The organism is Streptomyces sp. NBC_00212, assembly GCF_045206365.1.
Taxonomy (GTDB): domain Bacteria; phylum Actinomycetota; class Actinomycetes; order Streptomycetales; family Streptomycetaceae; genus Streptomyces.
Map to the genome: position 1 here is coordinate 8,058,556 of NZ_CP108115.1, position 20,364 is coordinate 8,078,919.

Consider the following 20,364-nt stretch of genomic DNA (forward strand, 5'->3'; position numbering starts at 1 on the left):
CCGGACGGAATCCAGACACAGTTCGCGAGCGGTCGTCAGGCCTCGCGCACGGCCACCGCGAGGTAACGCTCGTCCTCGTCGGCGTACGACACCAGCCGCCAGCCGGCCGAGGCGAGCAGCGGGCGCAGCCGGGGTTCCGCGCGCAGGTCGTCGTCGGTGAGCCGGCGGCCGTGGCGCGCGGCCAGTGCCGCCCGGCCGATCGGGTGGAACAGGGCGAGGCGGCCGCCCGGGCGCGTGATGCGCGCCAACTCCCGCAGATTTCCCGCTGGTTCGGGCAGATGCGAGATCAGACCGGCGCCGAACACCACGTCGACGGACGCGGTACGCAGCGGCAGCCGGGCCACATCCGCGCGCAGCAAAACGGCGTACCGGTCGCGGCCGGCCCGTACGGCCTCGGCGAGCATCTCGGGCGTGAGGTCCGCGCCGAGGACGGTGCCCTCGGGGCCGACGGCGGCGCGCAGCGGCATCAGGGCGCGGCCCGTTCCGCAGCCCGCGTCGAGGACGGCATCGCCCTGTGCGAGGCCGAGTTCCGCGACGGCCGCGGCATAGGCCGGGCCGTCGTCGGGGAACTTGCGGTCCCAGTCGGCCGCCCGGGCGGCGAAGAATTCCTGAACGTGTGTGTGGTCTTCGGCCATACCGTCATGATCCCTCATGGGGCATCGATCCACGGGTGGCTGAAAATCGACCGCGGCGGGCAGGTTCGAACAAAGGGCGATCGCTCTGGAACATCTCTTCGTCATATTCCAGCAGCTTTCGAACTGCGCCCCCGTCGTGCGCCCCTCCCCGGACTAGCGTCCCTGGGCCATGGGACACCTGGACCACGCCGCCTTCGGCTGGCTTACCCCCGCGCTGTCGTACGTGATGGCCTGCATAGGCGCCGCCCTCGGGCTGCGCTGCACCGTGCGCGCCCTGGGGGCGAGCGGCCGTTCCCGGCGCAACTGGCTGATCACCGCCGCGTCCGCCATCGGCACCGGCATCTGGACGATGCACTTCGTCGCGATGCTCGGCTTCGCCGTCACCGGCACCGACATCCGCTACGACGTGCTCCTGACCATCCTCAGCCTCCTCGTCGCCATGGTCTTCGTCGGCGCCGGGGTCTTCGCCGTCGGCTACGGCAAGGACCGCACCCGCTCCCTGCTGCTCGGCGGCCTCGCCACCGGACTCGGCGTGGCGGGCATGCACTACCTCGGCATGGCGGCCCTCAGGCTGCACGGACAGGTCCACTACGACCCCGTGCTCGTCGCGCTCTCCGTCGTCATCGCCGTGGTCGCCGCGACCGCCGCCCTGTGGGCCGGGCTCAACATCAAGTCGCCGATCGCCGTGGCCGTCGCCTCCCTGGTGATGGGCGCGGCCGTCAGCAGCATGCACTACACCGGAATGTTCTCGGTGAGCGTGGACGTCGCACCGAGCGGCGCCGAACTGCCCGGGGCGACGGCGATGCAGTTCATCTTCCCCCTCGCCGTCGGCCTCGGGTCCTACCTCTTCATCACCGCCGCCTTCGTCGCGCTCTCGCCGACGGCTCGCGAGCGCGCCGAGTACACCTCGGCCGAACAGCTCGCCCCCACGTCCTGAACCACCGCCCGCCGTCCGGCAGTTGAGCCCCATTCGTAAGCGAGGAGATCCGTGCGCATACCCCGCAAGGCCCCGGACGCCGCGCCGCCGATCCCGGTGGGCGCCCGTGGGCGACGTGCCCACGCAGGACCGCCGGCCGCCGACGAACGCGCCCTCGGGGAGCAGCCTCCCGCACCTCAGGACGGCGAGCCCCTGTGGCGGCTGCGGCCGCGCACCGTACGCGCCAAGATCGTCTCGCTCCTGATGGTGCCCGTCGTCTCGCTGCTCGCCCTGTGGGGCTTCGCCACCGTCACCACCGCCCAGGACGTGTCCGCGCTGCGCCAGTCGCGCCGTGTCGACGAACAGGTCCGCACCCCGGTCGCGGCGGCTGTCGCCGAGCTCCAGGCCGAACGGCGGTCCGCCGTAAGGTACTTGGCGTCTCCAGCCGACGACCGGGCCGCCGAACTCGACCAGCAGGCCAAACGCACCGACACGGCGATCGGCAGGCTCAGGCTCGACCAGAAGCACACCGTCGCCGACGCGGGTGATCTGCCCTCGGGCGTGTCCGACCGGCTGCGTACGTTCGTCGCCGAGGCCCTGAAACTGCCCGCGCTGCGCACCGGCGTGCATGATCGCTCCACCGGCTGGGATGCCGCCTACCAGCAGTACACCGACACCATCGGCGCGGGCTTCGACGTCGACGGCGCGCTCGCCGACGTCCAGGCTCCGGCGCTCGGCTCCGGCGCACGCGTCCTGTACGAGTTCGGCCGGGCCGGCGAAATGCTCGCCCGCGAGGACGCCCTTGTCACCTCCGCGCAGCTCGGCCGCACCTTCACGGCCGAGCACCTGCGCCGCCTGACCGGCGCCGTCGACAGCCGCCGCACCCTCACCGACAGCGCCGCCGCAGACCTGACCGGTTCCGACCACACCGCCTGGGCCACGCTCAGCGGGCAGAGCGCCTACGCCTCGCTCCACACCGCCGAGGACAAGATCCAGTCCGCCGAGCCGGGCCGCGCCGCCGCCACCGCCGTGGACCCCGCCGCCTGGGACACCGTCCTCGGCGCCGTGCAGAAGGGCATGCGCGACATCGAGACCGGCGCCGCGGCGAGCGCCGCCGACCGCGCCGACCCGTTCGGCCGCGGACTGCTCACCGCGGGCGGAGCCGCCGTCCTGTTCGGCCTCGCAGCCGTCGCCGCTTCCCTTGTCATCTCCGTACGCATTGGACGCGGCCTCGTCGTCGAACTGATCAGCCTGCGCAACAGCGCCCTGGAGATCGCCCGGCGCAAACTCCCCACCGCCATGGGCCGGTTGAGGTCCGGTGAAGAACTCGACATCCAGGCCGAGGCGCCGTCTGGCCCGCCCCCGCGGGACGAGATCGCCCAGGTCGGCGAGGCCCTTGGCACCGTCCACCGGGCCGCCCTGCACGCCGCCGTCGAACGCGCGGAACTAGCCAGCGGAATCTCCGGCGTCTTCGTCAACCTCGCCCGCCGCAGCCAGGTCTTGGTCCACCGCCAGCTCAACCTGCTCGACCGCATGGAGCGGCGCGCCGACGACCCCGGCGAACTCGGCGACCTGTTCCGCCTCGACCACCTCACCACCCGCATGCGCCGGCACGCCGAATCCCTGATCATCCTGTCCGGCGCCGCCCCCGGCCGCGCCTGGAGCGTGCCGGTCCCGCTCACCAACGTGGTCCGGGCCGCGGTCTCCGAGATCGAGGACTACGCCCGGGTGGAAGTGCGCCGGCTCCCCGAGGCCGCCGTCACCGGCGGCGCCGTCGCCGACCTCACGCACCTGCTGGCCGAACTCGTCGAGAACGCCGCCCAGTTCTCGCCCCCGCACACCAAGGTGCGGGTCACGGGCGAGCCCGTCGGCAACGGCTACGCCCTCGAAATCGAGGACCGCGGACTCGGCATGGGCGACGAATCCCTCGACGAGGCCAACCGCAGGATCGAGCAGTCCGAGGCGCTCGACCTCTTCGACAGCGATCGCCTCGGCCTCTTCGTCGTCAGCCGCCTCGCCGCCCGCCACGCCATCAAGGTCCATCTGCGCACCTCGCCGTACGGCGGCACCACCGCGGTCGTGCTGCTCCCGACCGGCCTCCTCCAGGCCGCCGTCGCAGCGGCCCCCCGCCCCGCGCGGGCCACCGCCCGGCGCGAGGACCAGCCGCACGGCGAACCCCGCAGGAGGATCGAGGTGCCCCTCGAAGGACCGCCCCGGCCGGCCCTGGTCGCCCAGCACGCACCCCCGCCGACGCGGTCCGAACCGCCCGCGCCGCCCGGCGTCACCACCCTGCGCCAGCGGGCCCGAGGCGTCGCCCCGGACGGCGCGGAGGCCGGACTCCCGCGCCGGGTGCGGCAGGCGAGCCTCGCCCCCCAACTGCGCGAGGCCCCCGTCCCCGAGCCCGACACCGGCCCGGACACCGCGTCGCCCACCCCCGAGCAGGCGCGCGACCGCATGACGGCCTACATGGGCGGCTGGGCCCGCGGCGGCGCTGCCCGCACAAGTACTCCCGCACCGGGCGCGCCCGGCGTCGGCCACCCGAGCGAAGGAGACCGCGCATGATCGACCACCAGAGGCTCGACGCCCCGCACCGCACCGGGGCGGCACCCGGCTCCGGATCCCGCTCCGGCTCCGGCGAACTCGACTGGCTGCTCGACGACTTGGTCATGCGGGTCGGAGAGGTCCGGCACGCCGTCGTCCTGTCCAACGACGGCCTCGCCGTCGGCGCCTCCAGCGCGCTGACCCGCGAGGACGCCGAACACCTCGCCGCCGTCGCCTCCGGATTCCACAGCCTCGCCAAAGGGGCCGGACGCCACTTCCACGTCGGGGGCGTGCGCCAGACCATGGTCGAGATGGACGACGGCTTCCTCTTCGTCGCGGCCGCCGGAGACGGCTCCTGCCTCGCCGTGCTGTCCTCGCTCACCACCGACATCGGGCTCATCGCGTACGAAATGGCGCGCCTGGTGAAACGTGTCGGCGAACACCTCTACACGCCGCCGCGCCACACCGTGCGCCCGCCGGCCGCCGGTTGACCGGAAAGGGGACGCCGACCCCATGAACGAGCACAGGCCGGAAGGCCCCGCGTACCGGCCGAGCCACTGGTACGACGCCGAAGCGGGGCCGCTGGTCCGCCCGTACGCCATGACCGGCGGCCGCACCGCACCCGGCCCCAGCGGCGTACGCCTCGACCTCATCGCGCTCGTCACGCTCGCCGCGCCGCACGGCCCCGAGCCCGCCGAGGAATCCCTCCTCGGCCCCGAGCACCGGGCGCTGCTCGTCCTGTGCCGCAAGGAGACCCAGTCCGTCGCCGAACTCGCCGCCGACGCGGACCTGCCCGTCGGCGTCGTCCGCGTCCTCGTCGGGGACCTGCTCGAAGCAGGCCACGTGGTCGTGAGCCGGCCCGTTCCGCCCGCGCAACTGCCCGACGAGATCATCCTGAGAGAAGTGATCGATGGCCTCCGAGCCCTCTGAACCCACCCCCGCCCTCGCGCTGAAGATCCTCGTCGCGGGCGGATTCGGAGTGGGCAAGACCACCCTTGTCGGAGCGGTCAGCGAGATACGGCCGCTGCGTACCGAGGAACTCCTGAGCGAGGCAGGGGAGTCGGTGGACGACACCGGCGGCGTGGACCAGAAGACCACGACCACCGTCGCCATGGACTTCGGCCGGATCACCATCCGCTCGGGCCTGTCCCTCTACCTGTTCGGCACGCCGGGGCAGGATCGATTCTGGTTCCTGTGGGACGAGCTCTCCCAAGGAGCGCTGGGCGCCGTCGTCCTCGCCGACACCCGCCGCCTGGAGGACTGCTTCCCGGCCGTCGACTACTTCGAGCACCGCCGCATCCCGTTCGTGGTCGCCGTCAACTGCTTCGCCGGAGCCCGCTCCTACGGTGCCGCCGACGTGTCAGCGGCACTCGACCTGGACCGCGGCACCCCCGTGGTGCTGTGCGACGCCCGCGACCGCGACTCCGGGAAGGAGGTGCTGATACGGCTCGTCGAATACGCGGGGCGCATGCACACGGCGCGCCTGCTCGACTCGGTCGGCTGATGCGCCGCCCGCGCCGCCGCGCGACTCCCCGGCGCCCGGCACCGCTTGCCCGTGACGCGCCGGTGGTGAAGGGTGGCAGGAGAACGGGGAAACGGGGAATTGCATGAGCGGGGAGGCCTGACATGGCACTGAACAAGGAACTCGACTGGCTGCTCGACGACCTGACCAGGCGGGTCGAGCACGTACGCCACGCGATCGTGCTGTCCAACGACGGTCTGGTCACCGCCGCGAGCGCCGACCTGAAGCGCGAGGACGCGGAGCACCTGGCCGCGGTCTCCTCCGGACTGCACAGCCTCGCCAAGGGCTCGGGCCTGCACTTCCGGGCCGGCAAGGTCCGCCAGACGATGGTCGAATTCGACGAGGGAGTCCTCTTCGTCACCGCGGCCGGCGACGGCAGCTGCCTGTGCGTGCTCGCCTCCGCGGAGGCCGACATCGGCCAGATCGCCTATGAGATGACCCTTTTGGTCAACCGCGTCGGCGAGCACCTCTCGGTGGCGGCCCGGCAGCCGGGGAACTTCGGCGTGACCGAGCTCTGAGCCGGTGACCTGAGCCGGTGAACCGGCGCTCTGCGCGCTCGATTTGAGTTATCCACAGGCCGCGCGGGATGTCCGTGCTGCGGGTTACGGTCGTCACCGAGAGTATTCGTCTCTCGCGTACTCGTTCCTCACGGGGGAGGATCCGATGACTGCCGTCACCACTGTCACGACCAAGAACGCCGTCGCGCCCGCCATCGCGGCGGGTGCGGCGGCGCCGCCCGGGCCGCGGCTCGCACCCGGCGCCGCGGCTCGCGAACTGGAGCTGAAGCGCGGCGAGTTCGAGCTGGCCGTCCAGCTCGGACACATCCGCACCGTCCCGGATCCGGGCGGCGGGCAACGCCGGGTCACGGCGCGGGAGGTGGCCCGGTTGAGAGCCGCAGCCGACTTCCCCGAGAGCCTGCGCGAACGGGTGCGGACCGTCGGCACCGGGGAAGGCGCCGACCTGCTCGGCATCGCACCGGGGCGCTTCACCAAACTGGCCCGCACGGGGCGGCTCACCCCGGTGCGCTGCTATCTCAACCGATACCGGGCGGTCGTCTGGCTCTACCTGGCCGACGAACTGGTCGAACTGGCCCTGCGCGAGCCGGAGTTGCTGAGCGGCCGCCACCCGGAGCCGGACGGCGGCCAGGACTGGCGGGCGCGCAACTGGCGCGGGCGCAGGATCGCCATGCTGGCCCGCCAGACCGACGACCAGTGGGAACAGGCGGCCGCGGTCGCCTCCGCCCTCGACAGCGCACACCTCGCCGAGATCGTCCGGGACCCCTACGAGCGAGCGTGCCTCAGGCGTCTGCAGCCCGAGACGTTCAGGATCCACCCCGAGTCCGCGATCGCCCAGGGCATCGTCGACCGGGTGCTCCTGGCGGACGAACCGGACGAGATCGAGTGGTACCGGCTGCGCCTGGTGGAGGCCCTCGCGGACGCGCGGGACCAGTGCCCGGCGCCGCGCCCGATCGGAGACCCGGCGGCGCAGCGGGGCGCCCCGGCCGGCGTGGAACCGCCCGCGCCGCGGCCCTTGGGGCGGACCAGCCCGCGGACCGCTGCCCCCGCGGCGCGCCCTGCCGAGCCCGAACGCACGCGGCGCAAGCCCACCCCGAAGGAGGCAGGAGCGCCCGTCCCACGAAGTCTGCTGCGGCGGCTACGGCGGGAAAAGTAGCCGGGTCGGGGTGGGCGGTCGAGCCGGCCGAAGTCCATGACATCCTGTGACGTCACAGCTCGCCGGACGGGATCGGCGGACGTCCGGGCATTACGGGGAAGGTCGATGAGGCTCTGCTTCCTGGTGGAAGAGCACTACCGCCATGACGGCATGCCCGTCGAGGTGATCCGCCAACTCGACGCCTGGGGCCACCAGGTCGACGTGGTGCGCCCCGGCGGGTCCCTGCTGCGGATGTCGGAGGCGGTCCGCGCCGGCAGCCACGACGCCTGGGTGCTCAAGACGGTCTCCGGCGGCCCGGGGCTCCCGCTCCTGGAAGCCGCCGCCGCGGTGGGCCTGACCACGGTCAACGACGTGCGGTCCATCCGCGGGGTACGGGACAAGGCGCTGGCCTCGGCCATCGGCCGCAGTCGGGGCCTGCCGGTGCCGATGACGTACGCGGCGGCCCGGCCCGAACTGCTCGCGGAGATACCCGAGTCCGAGTATCCGCTGGTGGTGAAGCCCGCCGACGGAAGCTCGGGGCGCGCCGTGCACCTCGTCCCGTCACCGGACCGGCTCGCCGCGATGCTGCCCGTCCTCGCCGGGGAGGGGATGCTCATAGCCCAGCCCTACGTGCCCAACTCTGGCATCGACCTCAAGGTGTACTGCGTCGGAGGCGAGCTGTACGCCACCGAGCGCCGCTCACCGCTCCACCCCGACCAGGGCGTCCGCGAACGGCATGTCCCGCTGCCCGCCGAAGTGGCGGCCATCGTCGACCAGGTCGGCGCGGTCTACGGACTCGACCTGTACGGCGTGGACGTGCTGCTCGGCCCGGACGGGCCGGTGGTCGTCGACGTGAACGACTTCCCGAGCTTCCGTCAGGTCCCGGACGCGGCGGCCAAGGTGGCCCGCGCGGTGCTCGAACTGGCCCGTACGGGAAGCGAGGTCGCCGCCGCGGCCTTCGTGTCCGGCGCAGGGCGGATCCCGGAGCAGCCGTTCGCGGCACAGCCCGTCCGGAGCTCGGCGGGGGCGGGCGAGGGCCGGTGAGCACCACGACGACGGTCGGGCTGATCACGCCCGAGCCGGGCCATCCGCTGCTCGCTGCCACGACGGAACTGCTCGGCCGCGAACACCGGGTGGTGACGGTCCACCCGGAGACGGCCTCCGCCGCCGTGCTCGGCCTGCTCGCGGACGTCTACCTGCTGAAGTCGCGCACGCCCCGGGCTCTCGCGCTGGCCCGAGGGCTGGAGGCCCGCGGGGCTGTGGTGATCAACTCGGCGGAGGCGACCACCTTGTGCCAGGACCGTACGGCCATGGCGGAGCGGGCCCGCGATGCGGGGCTGCCGTTCTCGGCGACCCGCACGTTCGGTTCGCTGGCCGAGCTCGCGGCCGATGCGGGGTCGGCCGGTCCGCTGGTGGTGAAGAGCCGCCACAGCAGGCGGCACGACCTCGTGGCCCGCGTCGACAGCCCGGGCCGGCTGGCCGAGCTGGCCGGCGCATGGGCGGACGAGCCCGTCGTGGCGCAGGAGTTCGCGGAGAACAACGGGTACGACCACAAACTCTGGGTGATCGACGGCACGGTGTTCGCGGCACTGCGCCGCTCCGAGCTCGCCCCCGGCGGCCGCGGTCCCACGGTGCCGCTCGTACTCGGTGAACTCCCGCCCGGCTGGGCCGAGTTGGTGGTCGAGGTCGGCGATGTCTTCGGCCTCGACGTCTACGGGGTCGACGTCATAGACACGGGGGAGGGCACCCCGCTGATCGTCGACATCAACGCGTTCCCCGGGATCCGGGGACAGGCCGGCGCCCCGCAGGCCCTGGCGGCGCTGGCGCTGCGCAGGGCCCGTGCGGCGGTTGCGGCGGCCTGAGGGGGGCTGTGGCTGAACCCGGCCCGATCGGGCGCGGTCACACGCCCGATCCGGGTAGCCGCAGGGCCTCCGGCCGGCCCGCTCAGTTCGCCGTGTGCTGCAGCACCGTGTTCCAGGCGGTGATCACCGGGCGGTCGTGTTCGCGGCCGAGGCGGGACACCGCGCCCGTGTCGAGGACGAACAGCGCGCCCCCCGAAGCGGGCAGACCGAGGTAGCGGGCGGTCAGGACGCGCAGGAAGTGGGAGTGGGCGATCAGGACGACGTCCTCGTCGCCCGCGCGCAAGGCGGCCTCGGCCTCGGCCAGCACCCGGTCGGCCCGCGCGCCGACCTCGGCCGGGCTCTCGCCGGGATGGTCGGCAGGGCCGGGTGCGACGCCGTCGGTCCACAGGTTCCAGTCGGGGCGGCCGCGGTGGATCTCGACGGTGGTGATGCCCTCGTAGCCGCCGTAGTCCCATTCGTGGAGATCCGGGGTGATGCGGCCGTTCTTGAATCCGGCCAATTCGGCTGTGTGCACGGCCCGTTGGAGCGGGCTGACCAGGGCGAGGCCGATGGGCCGGTCGGCGAGCAGCGGCGCGACCGCGCGGGCCTGCTCTTCCCCGTGTGCCGTGAGCGGCAGGTCGGTGTAGCTCGTGTGCCGCCCCGACAGTGACCATTCGGTCTCCCCGTGACGTACGAGGATCAACTCACCCATGGCTGTGTATTCCGTTCTCCGTGTGCGTCCCCCGGGCCGGTACCGCCCCGGCCGTACGCGGGGACAACCTCCGAGGGTGCGCGCGCATTCCGGGTGTGCCGGAGTGTCGGGCGTCGGATACCTCACGTGCGGGGCTGCGCCATGCGGGCCGGGCCGGGATGCCTCGGGCCCGGCCCGCACGGCGCGGACCGCGACGCTCAGGCGGAGTGCAGGGCGAGCGTCGGGGACAGCCGGGATGCGCGAACCGCCGGATAGAGTCCGGCGACCGTCCCGATCACCAGGGTCGCGCCGAAGCCACCCGCGACGGCCCACGGCGGAATCACCCAGGGGATGCCGCTCGACACCGAGTACACCGCTGTCGCGGCCCCGCCGAGCACGATGCCGGCCGCGCCGCCGAGCCCCGACAGGAGCAGTGACTCGGTGACGAACTGGCCCCTGATCTGGCCCCGGGTCGCGCCGATGGAACGGCGCAGGCCGATCTCGTAGCGGCGCTCCAGAACGGAAATGATCATGGTGTTGGCGACGCCGACCCCGCCGACCAGGAGCGCGACCCCGCCGAGCCCGAGCAGCAGACTGCTGAACGCGCCCTCGGTGGCGGCCTTCGCCTGGAGACCCGAGGACGGGTCGGAGACGCTGACGTCGCGCGGCGTCTCGGGTGAGACCGTGCGCGGGATCAGGTCGTGGACCCGGTCGACCGAGGCATCGGCGGAGCGCTCGTAGAGGGCCGTCGGGTGGCCGTCGAAACCGAGGCGGCTGGTCGCGACGTCCCAGCCGACCAGGGCCGAGCGGGCGATGTCGGGGGCCAGCGGCAGCGGGTCGAGGATGCCGAGCACCGTGAAGTACTGGCCGTTGATGAACACCTGCTGGCCGGGTGCGGTGATGCCGAGCCGGCCGGCCGCCACATCGCCGAGCACCACCGACGGATATTTCCCGGTGGCCGAGTTGAGGAAGGTCCCGCTGCGCATCGTGCCGCGCAGGGTGGTGAGCAGGCCGTCGGTCGCCGCCTGGACCTGGATGCCGCCGGTGATGGTGTCGGGGATCTTCTCCGACCGGCGTACGGTCTGCGGCACCGAGCCCGTCGCGCCGACGTGCTCCACTCCGGCGATCCGCCCCACCCGCCCGGCCGCGTCCCTCGCCAGCGGCACCGGCTTCCCGGTCAGCAGGTCCGTGCCGGGGGTCACGACCAGCATGTTGGTGCCGAGCTTGTCGAGTTCCCGGAGCAACTGCTCCTTGCTGGACGCCGAGATGCCCACCACCGCGATCATCGTGGCGATGCCGATCGCGATGCCGAGGGCCGAGAGCACCACCCGCAGCGGGCGGCTGCGCATTCCGGCGGCGCCGGTGTGCAGGATGTCGCGCGGGCCGAGCCGGGCCGGCCTGAGCGCCGGCCGCCCGCTCATCGGACGTCCTCGGGCGAAGGCGCCGTCCCGGGCCCGTTGTCCTCGATCGCGCGGCTGTCCGTGGCACCCGGGCCGATGTCCTCGACCACCCGCCCGTCCCGGATCCGCACCTGGCGCGGCAGCCGTGCCGCGATCTCCGTGTCGTGGGTGATCACGGCGATGGTCGCGCCCTCCTGGTTGAGTTCGTGGATGAGCTCCATCACCGCCGCGCCGGACGCCGAGTCGAGCGCGCCCGTCGGCTCGTCCGCGAGCAGCAGATCGGGCTCGCCGACGACGGCGCGGGCGATGGCCACGCGCTGCTTCTGACCCCCGGACAATTCGTGCGGCCGGTGCCGCATACGGTCGCCCAGGCCGACTCGCTCAAGGGCCACGGCCGCCCGCTTGCGGCGTTCGGCGCGCGGCAGCCCGCAGTAGAGGAGCCCCTCCGCCACGTTGTCCTGCGCGCTGATGCCCGGTACGAGGTGGAAGGCCTGGAAGACGAAGCCGATGTGCTGGGCCCGCAGCGCCGAGAGCCTCCGGTCGGTTAGGGCGGCCGCGTCGTGCCCCGCGATGGTCACGGACCCGGCGGTCGGCAGGTCGAGGGTGCCGATGATGTGCAGCAGGGTGGACTTGCCCGAGCCGGACGGGCCGACGATCGCCAGGAGTTCACCCCGCCCGACGGTGAGGTCCACCCCGCGCAACGCGGCGACCGGGCCCGGGTACTCCTTGGTCACGCCGGTCAGCTCGACGACCGGCGGCTGGGTGAGGGGGGCAGTGCTCATGTCGAGGGCACCCCGACCCGCAGCCCCGAGCGCAACCCGTCCCCGGATATCTCGACCCGCCCCTGTGCGAACATGCCGAGCCTCACCTTCACTTCGCGTGCCGTGCCGTCCGCCACCACCTGCACCCCGAACGAGCCGTCGTCGAGCGCGAGCAGCGCGCCGACCGGCACGCTCAGCACGTTCTTGCGGGTCTCGCCGCTGAGCTTCACGGTCGCGGGGGACTTGTCGATGCCCTTGACCTTGCCCGGGTCGTCGAAGGTGACGGTCACCGCGATCCGGGGCGTCTTGTCGTTCGGGTCGTCGCCCGCCTTGGCACTCGCGCCGACCGAGGACACCGTGCCCGAGGTGGCGGTCCCGTCGGGCAGCTCCACCCGCACCTTGCCGCCCGTCTTGGCGAGGGCCGCGTCCGACACCTTGAGCCGGAGCTGTACGACCCGGTCGGAACCGGTCGTCGTCATGATCTTCTGGCCGGGTGCGGTGCGGTCGCCCACGGCGGCGTCCGCGCTCTGCACCCGGACAGGACCGGTGGCGAAGGCGATCTGCTCCGGCCCCACCCGACCGCTCTGCGCAAGGCCGTGCTCCTTCTGCCAGCGCTTGACCGCATCGGCGGTTCCGGGGGTGAACGTCTCGTCGTCGGCAAGCCCGCCGCCGTATCCGAGAGCCCGCAGGTTCGCCTTCAACTGCCGCACGTCGGAGCCCTTGTCGCCGCTCTTGAGGACCCGGTACATCGGCTCCGTCCCGTACATCAGCCGGACGTCCTTCCCGTCGACCGCGTACAGCCTCTCGTCCCGTCCGATGCTGGAACCGCTGCCCGCGATCCAGGTCAGCGTGCCGCCCGCGGCCGCGTTGAGCTTGCTCTCGCGGGAGTAGCCGAGGGTGCCGTCGACGCTGGTGCTGCTCACCAGATCGCCCTGCTGGATGGGCGCGGTGGCGGGCGGAAGGCCGGTCCGGCGCTGGGCGGAGTCCTTGGGTCCGGGCTGAGCGAGGCCCGTGACGGCGAACCCGCCGCCCGTCACGGCCGCCAGCGCGACCACCGCCGCGATCATGGTCCGGGGCCTCATGCGGCGCACTCGTTGAGGGCCTTCATGAACTTGTCCTTGTCGGCGCCGTCGGGAATCCTGAAGCCGCTGCTGTGGCCGCCCTCGACCTTCGGGTCGGGCATGTCGAAGCCCTTGCCCCGCAGGCACTGGGCGATCTTGACCTGCTGGTCCTGCTGCTTCGGGTCGGGAGCGCCGGTGCCGCTGCCTCCCTCGACACCCGAGCCGCACGCATTGAGCGCCTGGTTCCACTTGTCCGCCGAGGTGCCCTGCGGCTGGGAGAGGGACTGAGCGTACGGGTTCTCGCCCGGCTTGAGGTCGGGCACGTCCATGCCCTGCTTGCGCAGGCAGCTGCGCAGCGCCTGCGCCTTGTCGGCCGCCGACGAGTCCCCGCCTGAGCCGTTCGCGGCCCCGGCGTCGGAGGCACCCGAATCCTTGCCGGAGCCGCCGCCCGACGAGCCGGAGCAGCCGGAGGCGAACAGGGCGAGACCTGCCATTCCGGATGCCAGGACCAGGGTGAGCCGGTGGTTCCTCATCGTTTCTCTCCTCGCGGACATGCGTGGACGCGGCAGCGCGCGCCGGCCGCCGAGCGGCGGCCGAGGAGAGCGTCCAGGAACCCGCTGTTTCGTTTCCCTTACGGCGCCCGCCGTCGCCCCGCGTAACAACGGCGAAAGGTCCGTTTCAGGTAGACAGGGGGCATGCGCGTACTGGTGGTGGAAGACGAGGCGTTCCTGGCCACGATGATCGCCGAGGGCCTGCGCCGCGATGCGATCGCGGTGGACGTCGCCCTCGACGGCCTCAGCGGGCTCCGCAAAGCACAGCTCGGCGACTACGACGTCCTCGTGCTGGACCGCGATCTGCCCGGTCTGCACGGCGACGAGGTCTGCCGCCGGGTCGTGGCCGAGGGACTGCTCACCCGGGTGCTCATGCTCACCGCGTCGGGCACCGTGCGCGACCGGGTCGAGGGTCTCGGCCTCGGCGCCGACGACTACCTCACGAAGCCGTTCGCGTACGACGAACTCCTCGCCCGGGTGCTCGCGCTCGGCCGCCGCGCCCGGCCCGCGCTGCCCCCGGTCATCGAACGGGCCGGCATCGTCCTGGACACCGCACGCCGCAGGGCCGGCCGTCACGGTCACGAACTCACCCTGACCCGCAAGGAGTTCGCCGTCCTGGAAACCCTGATGCGGGCCGACGGCGGGGTGGTCAGCGGCGAGGACCTCATCGAGCAGGTGTGGGAGGAACACGCCGGGTACGACACCAATCCGGTACGGGTCGCCCTCAGCCGGCTGCGCGCCAAACTCGGCGACCCACCGGTGATCGAAACAGTCCCCGGAGTGGGCTACCGCATCGCCCGGGACCCGGACGGCGTCGAGGGCGCCCGGCGGGCCGAGCGGTGATCCGCCGCTTGCTGCCCACCACCGAGCGGGCCCGGCTGACCGCCCTGTACGGCGGGCTGCTCCTGCTCGCCGGATGCGTCCTGGTCGGCGTGATCTACGTACTCGTCCAGGACGGCCTCGACAACCGAATCGGCACCGCCTTCACGGGAGTCGTGCCCGGCGGCCGGACCTCGCCGCGGCCCACCGCCACCCCGCCCGGCGACCTCATCCCGTCCGAGCAGGCGGGCGAGCACGCCAGGACGCAGGTGGTTCAGGTCGTCGCGGCGACCACCCTCAACCGCCTGCTGACCGTCTCCGGGATCGCGCTCGCCGTCTTCGCCGTGCTCTCGGTGTTCCTGGCCTGGTGGATGGCGGGACGGGTATTGCGCCCGGTCGGCCTCATCACCGCCACCGCGCGCAAGCTCTCCGGCGAGAACCTGCACCAGCGCATCGACCTGGAGGGACCGCCGGGCGAGCTCAAGCAGCTCGCCGACACCTTCGACCAGATGCTGGGCCGGATCGAGCAACTGGTCGGCGCCCAGCGGCGGTTCGCCGCGAACGCCGCCCATGAACTGCGCACCCCGCTGGCCGTTCAGCGGGCCGCCGCCGAGATCGGCCTCGTCGACCCCGACCCCGAGCGGATCAGGTGGATCCGCGGCGAACTCCTCCAAGTCGCCGACAGCAGTGAGCAGTTGATCGAGTCGCTCCTGCTGCTCGCCGCCACCGACCAGGGCCTGGAGCACCGCGAACCGGTGGCATTCGACGAGAGCGTGGCCGCCGTGGCCGGTGAACACCGCGACGAAGCGGGTGAACGCGGCATCACCCTCACGACCGCGCTGGAACCCCTGACTGTCGAGGGCGACCCCGTGCTGCTCACCCATCTGATCCGCAACCTCATCGGCAACGCGCTCCGCTACAACCACCGTGACGGCAGCGTCCACATCGTCCTCGCCGCGGCCGACCGTACGCTCAGGATCACGAACACCGGCCCGGCCGTGCCGCAGGACGCGGTGCCGGAGCTCTTCGAACCCTTCCGCCGCCTGAACGAACGCCGGCACGCGCCCGGCGAGGGCGCCGGTCTCGGCCTCGCCCTGGTCGCGTCCATCGCGCGCGCCCACGGCGGCCGGGCCACGGCCGAGGCGAACCCGGGCGGCGGCCTCACGGTGACCGTCCGCCTGCCCTGACCGGAAACCCGGTCAGGGGTGCATGCGTGCCCCCTTGAGGATCTTGTCCACCGCGTTCCGCGGCCCGTGGACGGCCAGACCGACCAGATCGAGGTCGGCCCCCGGCACGGCCCGGACCGCCGCCCGGTTGTCCGCGTCGTTGCCCGTGCTGAACATGTCGCTCGTGAACACCGCCCGGGGCAGCTCGCGGCCGAGGGCGCGGGTGTGGGCCGCGCGCAGGACTTCCTTGCTCCCCTCGAAGACGAGGACCGGCTGACGGAACAGCGGGAGGTAGGGGGTGCCGTCGGCATCGGCGTACGGCTCGCCGATGATCTCGGGCAGCGCCGTGCCGAGCCCGCTGACCAGGAAGGCCGTCACATTGAGCCGCTGCCAGGTGTGCAGGTCGTCGCGCAGCAGCACGGCGATCTTCGTGTCGAAACGTACGGGCGCGCTGTCGGATGTCATGGACTCGGATGCCATGGACTGAGACTGCCGAACCCGCCCACGCCGCGTCTTGTACGTTCCTTGCGTGACGGCAGGACAGGAGATCTCCGCCTGGCGGCCCCGGGTGGCGGGGGTCGTGGAGGTCTTCCACGCCCGGTTCACCGAGCACTCCTACCCGATGCACGTCCACGACAGCTGGACGCTGCTGATCGTCGACGACGGCGCGGTCCGCTACGACCTGGACCGCCACGAACACGGCACTCCGGGCGACGCGGTGACCCTGCTCCCGCCGGACGTGCCGCACAACGGCTCCGCGGCCACCGCCCAGGGCTTTCGCAAGCGGGTGGTCTACCTGGAGCGGACCCAGCTCGACGAGAGTTTCATCGCGCCCGCGGTCGACGGCCCCGACCTCGTGGACGCCGTACTGCGCCGCCGGGTCGGGCAGTTGCACACGGCGCTCGCGCACCGCGGTGAGGAGCTGGAGGCCGAGAGCAGGCTCGCGCTCATCGCCGAGCGGCTGCGCGGCCATCTGCGCCCGCGGCACGTGACCGGCTCGGCAGGCCCCGGCCGCTCGGTGGCGCGGCGCCTGCGCGACCTCCTCGACGCCCGGGTCGTCGACGGCGTGAGCCTGGAAGAGGCCGCGGGCCTGGTACACGCGCACCCGACACATCTGGTGCGAGCCTTCACCGCGGAGTACGGCATCGCGCCGCACCAGTATCTGACGGCCCGTCGGGTCGACCGGGCCCGGGGACTGCTCCTCGACGGACTGGCGCCCGGTGACGTGGCCCGCGCCACCGGGTTCTACGACCAGTCCCATCTGACCCGCCACTTCAAGCGCGTGGTGGGTACCGCGCCGGGCCGCTATGCCCGGCGTGCCCGGGCCTGACGCCCGGGTTCAGACGAACAGGAACGCCGCCGAAGTGACCGCGCCGAGCGCGCCGCCCGCGACCGTCTGCATGACCGTGTGGTAGGTCAGGGCGACCCGCGACCAGCACACCACGGCCGTGATCGCGTAGGCGAGCAGCCACCAGGGGGAGTGCACCACGGCGAGCAGCGCCACGACCGCCGAGGCGACGGCGGAGTCCACCGAGATCTTCCAGACCGTGTTCACGGCGAGCAGGAAGATCGTCATCACCCACAGGGCGAGCATCGCGGTCAGGATGCCGACCGGGGCGTGGCCGAGCACCATGACGACCGAGCCGGCCCCGATCGACCCGAGGATGACGAAGAAGATCGGCGCCCGCTTGGTGCGGTCGACGACATGCCGGTCGCCCCAGGTGCCGCGCTTGCGCTCCCACTCGATGTAGCCGGCCGGTATGAGCCCCGCGCACAGCGCGCCGAGCAGGCCCCACAGCAGGCCGGTCCACTCGCCGGCCGCGGCCAGGCCGATGCCGAGCATTCCGGCGAGCAGGACGTTGCGGGGCTGCAGGATGTCGGTGACGGTGCGGGCCGTGGCCGTCGTACGGTTGTCGGCCTCGGTCAGGGTGTCGCTCACGCGGTCTTCTCCAGGGAGTCCAGGACGCTGCGGGCGCGTTCGCCGCTGATGGTCCGGTAGGCGGCGGCCACCCGCACCAGCCGGGCGACTTCGCCGTCCTGGTCGGTGGCGTGCATGGTGTCGACGGCCGCGGCATCGCCCGCGGCGGCGCCGGCGGCCTTGGCGGCGAGCGCCGCCTTGATCCAGTACGCCTCGGCGAGCGGCCCCTCGCTCTCGGTGCGCGGGCTGTCGTGGGAGGCGGCCCGCTTGGCGGCCGGAAGCAGGCCGTCCGGAACGTAGTGGCGCAGCTTCTCGACGGCGTCCGCGATGTCGGCGGCCCACCGGTCGATCCGCAGGTCCGCCGGGGTGCCGAACCGGGTCAGCTCGCGGGTGAGCGAGGCCGGCGGCTCGAAGGGCTGGTCGGGGAAGGCCGTCATCAGCTCCCGCCACAGCGGATGCAGCCGGGCCTGCGCCCGCCACAGCCGCACCCGGCGCCAGCCCTTGCTGAACGCGGGGATGGACGCGCCGAGCGCGAAGAACGCGAACAGGACGACCTGGGCCGCCTCGGTGATCTCGTCGAACTTCAGGGCGAAGGACGGGCTCGGCTGGTCGGCGACGCTGATCCACAGGAACAGGGTGCGGCTGAGGGTGTAGCCGACGCCGATGAACATGGCGAACGTCATCATGCCGAGCCCGATCCGCAGATGGCGGGCCGTGGCCCCGGCGGTCGCGAGCGCCCACTGATAGGCGCAGACGGCGGAGGCGGCACCCAAGTACAGGTAGAACACGCTCATGTAGAGCGTGGCGCCCCACTGCCCGGCGTGATCGGAGACGAATCGGTCCGAGGCGTACGAGCGGTCGACCACGGTGAAGAAGAGCACGGTCAGCAGGATCAGCGTGGCGACGGACGCCTTGGCCGCCACCTGCTGGATGATCCGCGCGAACCGGACGTGGCGGGGGATGGCGCCGCCCTCCGGGAAGTGCCCGTAGATCGCCACGATGTAGCTGAGGATCGCCAGGATCGCGATGGTCGCCGTGTAGTGCTTGATCAGTACGGCGAGGTCGACGACGGGGCTGTTGTTGAGCCCGATGCGCACGACCTTGGTCTTGGTCCACAGGGCGACGGCGAAGCCGGCGTAGCAGCCCCACAGGGCGCGCCTGCGTTTGTCCTCCTCGTCGCCCCAGAGCGCTGCGGGCATGCGCCACAGGGCGACGGCGGTCATCACGCCGGCTATGAGATAGCCGGCAAGGTCAAGCGCGGTCAAGGGGATTCCTCGGGGGGACGGGGAGGGGGACAGGAGGGGGAGCGGGCTACGAACGGCGGAAGAAACCGCGGCGCCGGTGGGCGACGGGCCGGGAGAGGGAGTTGGCGAGCCGCCCGACCATGTCGTCGCTGGTCACGTCGCGGGCCATGCGGGGAATGAGCGAGGCGCCGAACTCGGCGATCCGCTCGTCGTGGGTGTCGTACTGGGCCCGCGCCTGGATGGGGCCGCCGGAGCGGAACGCCTCGGTGACCGCGGGCGGCAGGCCGTCCGGCTCATCGGCCGCGGGCTCATCGGCCGCGGGCTCGGCGGGCTCGTCCCGTGCGGTCGGCTCGTCGGTGGCGAGAACCCGGTTGATCAGCGACGTGTTGAAGACCGGAAGCAGCTGGCGCAGCTGGTCCGCGTTCAGGGTCGTACCGTGGTCGAACCACTCGTGGCACAGCTCGTGCAGGATGACGTGCTGGGTCTGGTAGAGGGTCGGGCGCTTGCGGTAGAGCACGAAACTGGTGCCGCCCGACTTGAGGCGGAGACCGCACGCGGCGTTCACGCGGGCCAGACGGTCGGGCAGTTCGTGCAGCACGATCGTGCGACCACGGGCCTCTTCCATGTTCGCCACGAGCCCCGGGATGCTGAACGGGGCCGGGATGGGCAGATCCGCCAGTCCGGCTTCGCACTCTCTCCGCAGCTCGCGCATGGACATTGAGACCTCTTGATCGTAGTCACGCGTGTGTGACAAGCGGTCTGCGATCTTAGCCAATCGTCATGAACACGCGGTGGCGGCTACCCGGGCTGTCCGCCAGGGGCGGCTTCGGGCCCGTTGTCCCGCCCGTCCTTGCCGTCCTTGTTGTCCTCAAGGAGGGAGAGGACGAACTGGAGCAGCTCCGGGTCGAGCCCGTCGTCGTCGATGCCGCGGCCCGCCAGACCGCTGATCTCCCCGGTACGCCGCTTCGCGAGGAACTGGAGCCCCGCCACGACGTCGTCGACGACCTCGGACTCGTCCTTGAAGAAGCGCCAGTCCACGCCGAAGCCGAGCCCGAGCGCCTTGAGGATCTCCTCCGAGGGGTTGGTGACCTTGCCGGCGAGGATGTTGGAGAAATAGCTGTGCGAGAGCGAGCCGCCCCGCTCCTTGACGAGATCGGCGAAGACCCGGCCGGAGATCTTCTCTCCCGGAAAGGTCTTCTCGACCATGTACTCGACCTTTTGCTGCAACGTCGTCAGCTCGGGAGTGCGCTCTTCGCCGTTGTCCATCAGGGTCCCCACGTCCACGTCCGCCGCTCGTGCGCTGTCCGACGATGCGCGATGTTCGATTCGGTCAACGGATTCGTACTTTAACTGACCTTGGTCGAGGAGCCCGGTCGACGGGGAGGCTGTCGGCCACGGCCGTCGGCGACAAAACGGAACATCTTGCTCCGTGATCGGAACCGGACTTGCGGAAACACTCTACGTCACTGTTAACTCGAAAAAACACGAACAAGGGGCCACGAGGGGAGTTCCTTGCTCGGGTGGCTGCTGTGCCCTGCGCGCTTGGCGCGTCCAGGGTGCGTGGCCGTGGCAAGCAGGTGTAGCCCTTCGCGACGGGGGACGCGCGAAGGGCTACACATGCATTATGCACCTTGTCTGCGGAGTCCGG

23 protein-coding genes are annotated in these 20,364 nt (G+C 72.2%); 12 read left to right on the forward strand and 11 right to left on the reverse strand.

The features are described 5' to 3' along the window. Positions 1-35: 35 nt before the first annotated feature. The gene (locus OHA17_RS36835; protein ID WP_406510117.1) at positions 36-635 is read right to left on the reverse strand and encodes a class I SAM-dependent methyltransferase; all 600 of its coding nucleotides are present in this window, start codon (positions 633-635) and stop codon (positions 36-38) included. Between the two features lie 169 nt (positions 636-804). Here OHA17_RS36835 and OHA17_RS36840 point away from each other — a divergent pair, with 169 nt between their 5' ends. The 9 genes from OHA17_RS36840 to OHA17_RS36880 all read left to right on the forward strand — a co-directional run bounded on the left by OHA17_RS36840 (position 805) and on the right by OHA17_RS36880 (position 9,126). Beyond that, entirely contained in the window at positions 805-1,572 is a 768-nt protein-coding gene (locus OHA17_RS36840; protein ID WP_406510118.1) for an MHYT domain-containing protein, read from the forward strand. A gap of 51 nt (positions 1,573-1,623) precedes the next feature. Next, on the forward strand, positions 1,624-4,113 hold the full coding sequence (locus tag OHA17_RS36845; RefSeq protein ID WP_406510119.1) for a nitrate- and nitrite sensing domain-containing protein: 2,490 nt from the start codon (positions 1,624-1,626) through the stop codon (positions 4,111-4,113). After that, on the forward strand, positions 4,110-4,583 hold the full coding sequence (locus OHA17_RS36850; protein WP_406510120.1) for a roadblock/LC7 domain-containing protein: 474 nt from the start codon (positions 4,110-4,112) through the stop codon (positions 4,581-4,583). Before OHA17_RS36845 ends, OHA17_RS36850 begins: the two co-directional genes overlap by 4 nt. 22 nt (positions 4,584-4,605) lie before the next feature. Beyond that, complete coding sequence (locus OHA17_RS36855; RefSeq protein WP_398877107.1) at positions 4,606-5,022, forward strand: DUF742 domain-containing protein; 417 nt, start codon at positions 4,606-4,608, stop codon at positions 5,020-5,022. Further along, positions 5,003-5,596 (forward strand): GTP-binding protein, encoded by a 594-nt coding sequence (locus tag OHA17_RS36860; RefSeq protein WP_398877106.1) that lies wholly within the window; start codon positions 5,003-5,005, stop codon positions 5,594-5,596. Before OHA17_RS36855 ends, OHA17_RS36860 begins: the two co-directional genes overlap by 20 nt. 122 nt (positions 5,597-5,718) lie before the next feature. Further along, positions 5,719-6,132 (forward strand): roadblock/LC7 domain-containing protein, encoded by a 414-nt coding sequence (locus tag OHA17_RS36865; protein ID WP_053724893.1) that lies wholly within the window; start codon positions 5,719-5,721, stop codon positions 6,130-6,132. Positions 6,133-6,277: 145 nt separating this feature from the next. Beyond that, the gene (locus OHA17_RS36870) at positions 6,278-7,285 is read left to right on the forward strand and encodes a DUF6397 family protein (protein WP_406510121.1); all 1,008 of its coding nucleotides are present in this window, start codon (positions 6,278-6,280) and stop codon (positions 7,283-7,285) included. A gap of 105 nt (positions 7,286-7,390) precedes the next feature. Then, entirely contained in the window at positions 7,391-8,308 is a 918-nt protein-coding gene (locus tag OHA17_RS36875) for a RimK family alpha-L-glutamate ligase (protein ID WP_398877104.1), read from the forward strand. Beyond that, on the forward strand, positions 8,305-9,126 hold the full coding sequence (locus tag OHA17_RS36880; protein ID WP_406510122.1) for a RimK family alpha-L-glutamate ligase: 822 nt from the start codon (positions 8,305-8,307) through the stop codon (positions 9,124-9,126). Before OHA17_RS36875 ends, OHA17_RS36880 begins: the two co-directional genes overlap by 4 nt. Positions 9,127-9,208: 82 nt before the next feature. Here the strand turns inward: OHA17_RS36880 and OHA17_RS36885 are convergent, their stop codons facing one another. The 5 genes from OHA17_RS36885 to OHA17_RS36905 form a co-directional block, all read right to left on the reverse strand. Further along, entirely contained in the window at positions 9,209-9,817 is a 609-nt protein-coding gene (locus OHA17_RS36885; RefSeq protein WP_406510123.1) for a histidine phosphatase family protein, read from the reverse strand. A gap of 197 nt (positions 9,818-10,014) precedes the next feature. Continuing rightward, positions 10,015-11,217 carry an ABC transporter permease gene (locus OHA17_RS36890; protein ID WP_406510124.1) on the reverse strand — a complete coding sequence of 401 codons (1,203 nt, stop codon included), beginning with the start codon at positions 11,215-11,217 and terminating at the stop codon, positions 10,015-10,017. Beyond that, positions 11,214-11,978: an ABC transporter ATP-binding protein gene (locus OHA17_RS36895; protein WP_406510125.1), complete on the reverse strand. Its 765-nt coding sequence runs from the start codon at positions 11,976-11,978 to the stop codon at positions 11,214-11,216. The genes OHA17_RS36890 and OHA17_RS36895 overlap by 4 nt, the downstream gene beginning before the upstream one ends. Next, entirely contained in the window at positions 11,975-13,039 is a 1,065-nt protein-coding gene (locus OHA17_RS36900; RefSeq protein ID WP_406510126.1) for a peptidoglycan-binding protein, read from the reverse strand. Before OHA17_RS36900 ends, OHA17_RS36895 begins: the two co-directional genes overlap by 4 nt. Next, a complete protein-coding gene (locus tag OHA17_RS36905) occupies positions 13,036-13,551 on the reverse strand; it encodes a hypothetical protein (protein WP_406510127.1) in 516 nt (171 codons plus the stop codon). Before OHA17_RS36905 ends, OHA17_RS36900 begins: the two co-directional genes overlap by 4 nt. A 162-nt stretch (positions 13,552-13,713) precedes the next feature. On the opposite strand from OHA17_RS36905, the gene OHA17_RS36910 reads away from it, so the two are divergent. After that, complete coding sequence (locus OHA17_RS36910; protein WP_406510128.1) at positions 13,714-14,412, forward strand: response regulator transcription factor; 699 nt, start codon at positions 13,714-13,716, stop codon at positions 14,410-14,412. 8 nt (positions 14,413-14,420) lie between these two features. Next, complete coding sequence (locus tag OHA17_RS36915; protein WP_406510129.1) at positions 14,421-15,575, forward strand: sensor histidine kinase; 1,155 nt, start codon at positions 14,421-14,423, stop codon at positions 15,573-15,575. A gap of 12 nt (positions 15,576-15,587) precedes the next feature. Here the strand turns inward: OHA17_RS36915 and OHA17_RS36920 are convergent, their stop codons facing one another. Then, positions 15,588-16,034 carry a DUF2000 family protein gene (locus OHA17_RS36920; RefSeq protein ID WP_406510130.1) on the reverse strand — a complete coding sequence of 149 codons (447 nt, stop codon included), beginning with the start codon at positions 16,032-16,034 and terminating at the stop codon, positions 15,588-15,590. Between the two features lie 49 nt (positions 16,035-16,083). On the opposite strand from OHA17_RS36920, the gene OHA17_RS36925 reads away from it, so the two are divergent. Next, positions 16,084-16,884, forward strand: coding sequence for an AraC family transcriptional regulator (locus OHA17_RS36925; protein ID WP_406510131.1), 801 nt, complete (start codon positions 16,084-16,086; stop codon positions 16,882-16,884). A 9-nt stretch (positions 16,885-16,893) separates the two neighbouring features. On the opposite strand, the gene OHA17_RS36930 is transcribed toward OHA17_RS36925, so the two are convergent. The 4 genes from OHA17_RS36930 to OHA17_RS36945 form a co-directional block, all read right to left on the reverse strand. After that, positions 16,894-17,493, reverse strand: coding sequence for a hypothetical protein (locus tag OHA17_RS36930; protein ID WP_406510132.1), 600 nt, complete (start codon positions 17,491-17,493; stop codon positions 16,894-16,896). After that, positions 17,490-18,737: an MAB_1171c family putative transporter gene (locus OHA17_RS36935; RefSeq protein ID WP_406510133.1), complete on the reverse strand. Its 1,248-nt coding sequence runs from the start codon at positions 18,735-18,737 to the stop codon at positions 17,490-17,492. The genes OHA17_RS36930 and OHA17_RS36935 overlap by 4 nt, the downstream gene beginning before the upstream one ends. Before the next feature lie 46 nt (positions 18,738-18,783). Then, positions 18,784-19,434 carry a toxin gene (locus OHA17_RS36940; RefSeq protein WP_406510134.1) on the reverse strand — a complete coding sequence of 217 codons (651 nt, stop codon included), beginning with the start codon at positions 19,432-19,434 and terminating at the stop codon, positions 18,784-18,786. A gap of 80 nt (positions 19,435-19,514) precedes the next feature. After that, positions 19,515-19,982 (reverse strand): hypothetical protein, encoded by a 468-nt coding sequence (locus tag OHA17_RS36945; protein WP_406510913.1) that lies wholly within the window; start codon positions 19,980-19,982, stop codon positions 19,515-19,517. Positions 19,983-20,364: the final 382 nt, after the last annotated feature.

Excerpts from the sequence above, each read along its gene's own strand:
- OHA17_RS36835 (WP_406510117.1), bottom strand. The coding sequence starts at position 635 with ATGGCCGAAGACCACACACACGTTCAGGAATTCTTCGCCGCCCGGGCG.
- OHA17_RS36840 (WP_406510118.1), top strand. The coding sequence starts at position 805 with ATGGGACACCTGGACCACGCCGCCTTCGGCTGGCTTACCCCCGCGCTG.
- OHA17_RS36850 (WP_406510120.1), top strand. The coding sequence starts at position 4,110 with ATGATCGACCACCAGAGGCTCGACGCCCCGCACCGCACCGGGGCGGCA.
- OHA17_RS36855 (WP_398877107.1), top strand. The coding sequence starts at position 4,606 with ATGAACGAGCACAGGCCGGAAGGCCCCGCGTACCGGCCGAGCCACTGG.
- OHA17_RS36860 (WP_398877106.1), top strand. The coding sequence starts at position 5,003 with ATGGCCTCCGAGCCCTCTGAACCCACCCCCGCCCTCGCGCTGAAGATC.
- OHA17_RS36865 (WP_053724893.1), top strand. The coding sequence starts at position 5,719 with ATGGCACTGAACAAGGAACTCGACTGGCTGCTCGACGACCTGACCAGG.
- OHA17_RS36870 (WP_406510121.1), top strand. The coding sequence starts at position 6,278 with ATGACTGCCGTCACCACTGTCACGACCAAGAACGCCGTCGCGCCCGCC.
- OHA17_RS36875 (WP_398877104.1), top strand. The coding sequence starts at position 7,391 with ATGAGGCTCTGCTTCCTGGTGGAAGAGCACTACCGCCATGACGGCATG.
- OHA17_RS36885 (WP_406510123.1), bottom strand. The coding sequence starts at position 9,817 with ATGGGTGAGTTGATCCTCGTACGTCACGGGGAGACCGAATGGTCACTG.
- OHA17_RS36890 (WP_406510124.1), bottom strand. The coding sequence starts at position 11,217 with ATGAGCGGGCGGCCGGCGCTCAGGCCGGCCCGGCTCGGCCCGCGCGAC.
- OHA17_RS36895 (WP_406510125.1), bottom strand. The coding sequence starts at position 11,978 with ATGAGCACTGCCCCCCTCACCCAGCCGCCGGTCGTCGAGCTGACCGGC.
- OHA17_RS36900 (WP_406510126.1), bottom strand. The coding sequence starts at position 13,039 with ATGAGGCCCCGGACCATGATCGCGGCGGTGGTCGCGCTGGCGGCCGTG.
- OHA17_RS36905 (WP_406510127.1), bottom strand. The coding sequence starts at position 13,551 with ATGAGGAACCACCGGCTCACCCTGGTCCTGGCATCCGGAATGGCAGGT.
- OHA17_RS36910 (WP_406510128.1), top strand. The coding sequence starts at position 13,714 with ATGCGCGTACTGGTGGTGGAAGACGAGGCGTTCCTGGCCACGATGATC.
- OHA17_RS36920 (WP_406510130.1), bottom strand. The coding sequence starts at position 16,034 with ATGGCATCCGAGTCCATGACATCCGACAGCGCGCCCGTACGTTTCGAC.
- OHA17_RS36940 (WP_406510134.1), bottom strand. The coding sequence starts at position 19,434 with ATGTCCATGCGCGAGCTGCGGAGAGAGTGCGAAGCCGGACTGGCGGAT.
- OHA17_RS36945 (WP_406510913.1), bottom strand. The coding sequence starts at position 19,982 with ATGGACAACGGCGAAGAGCGCACTCCCGAGCTGACGACGTTGCAGCAA.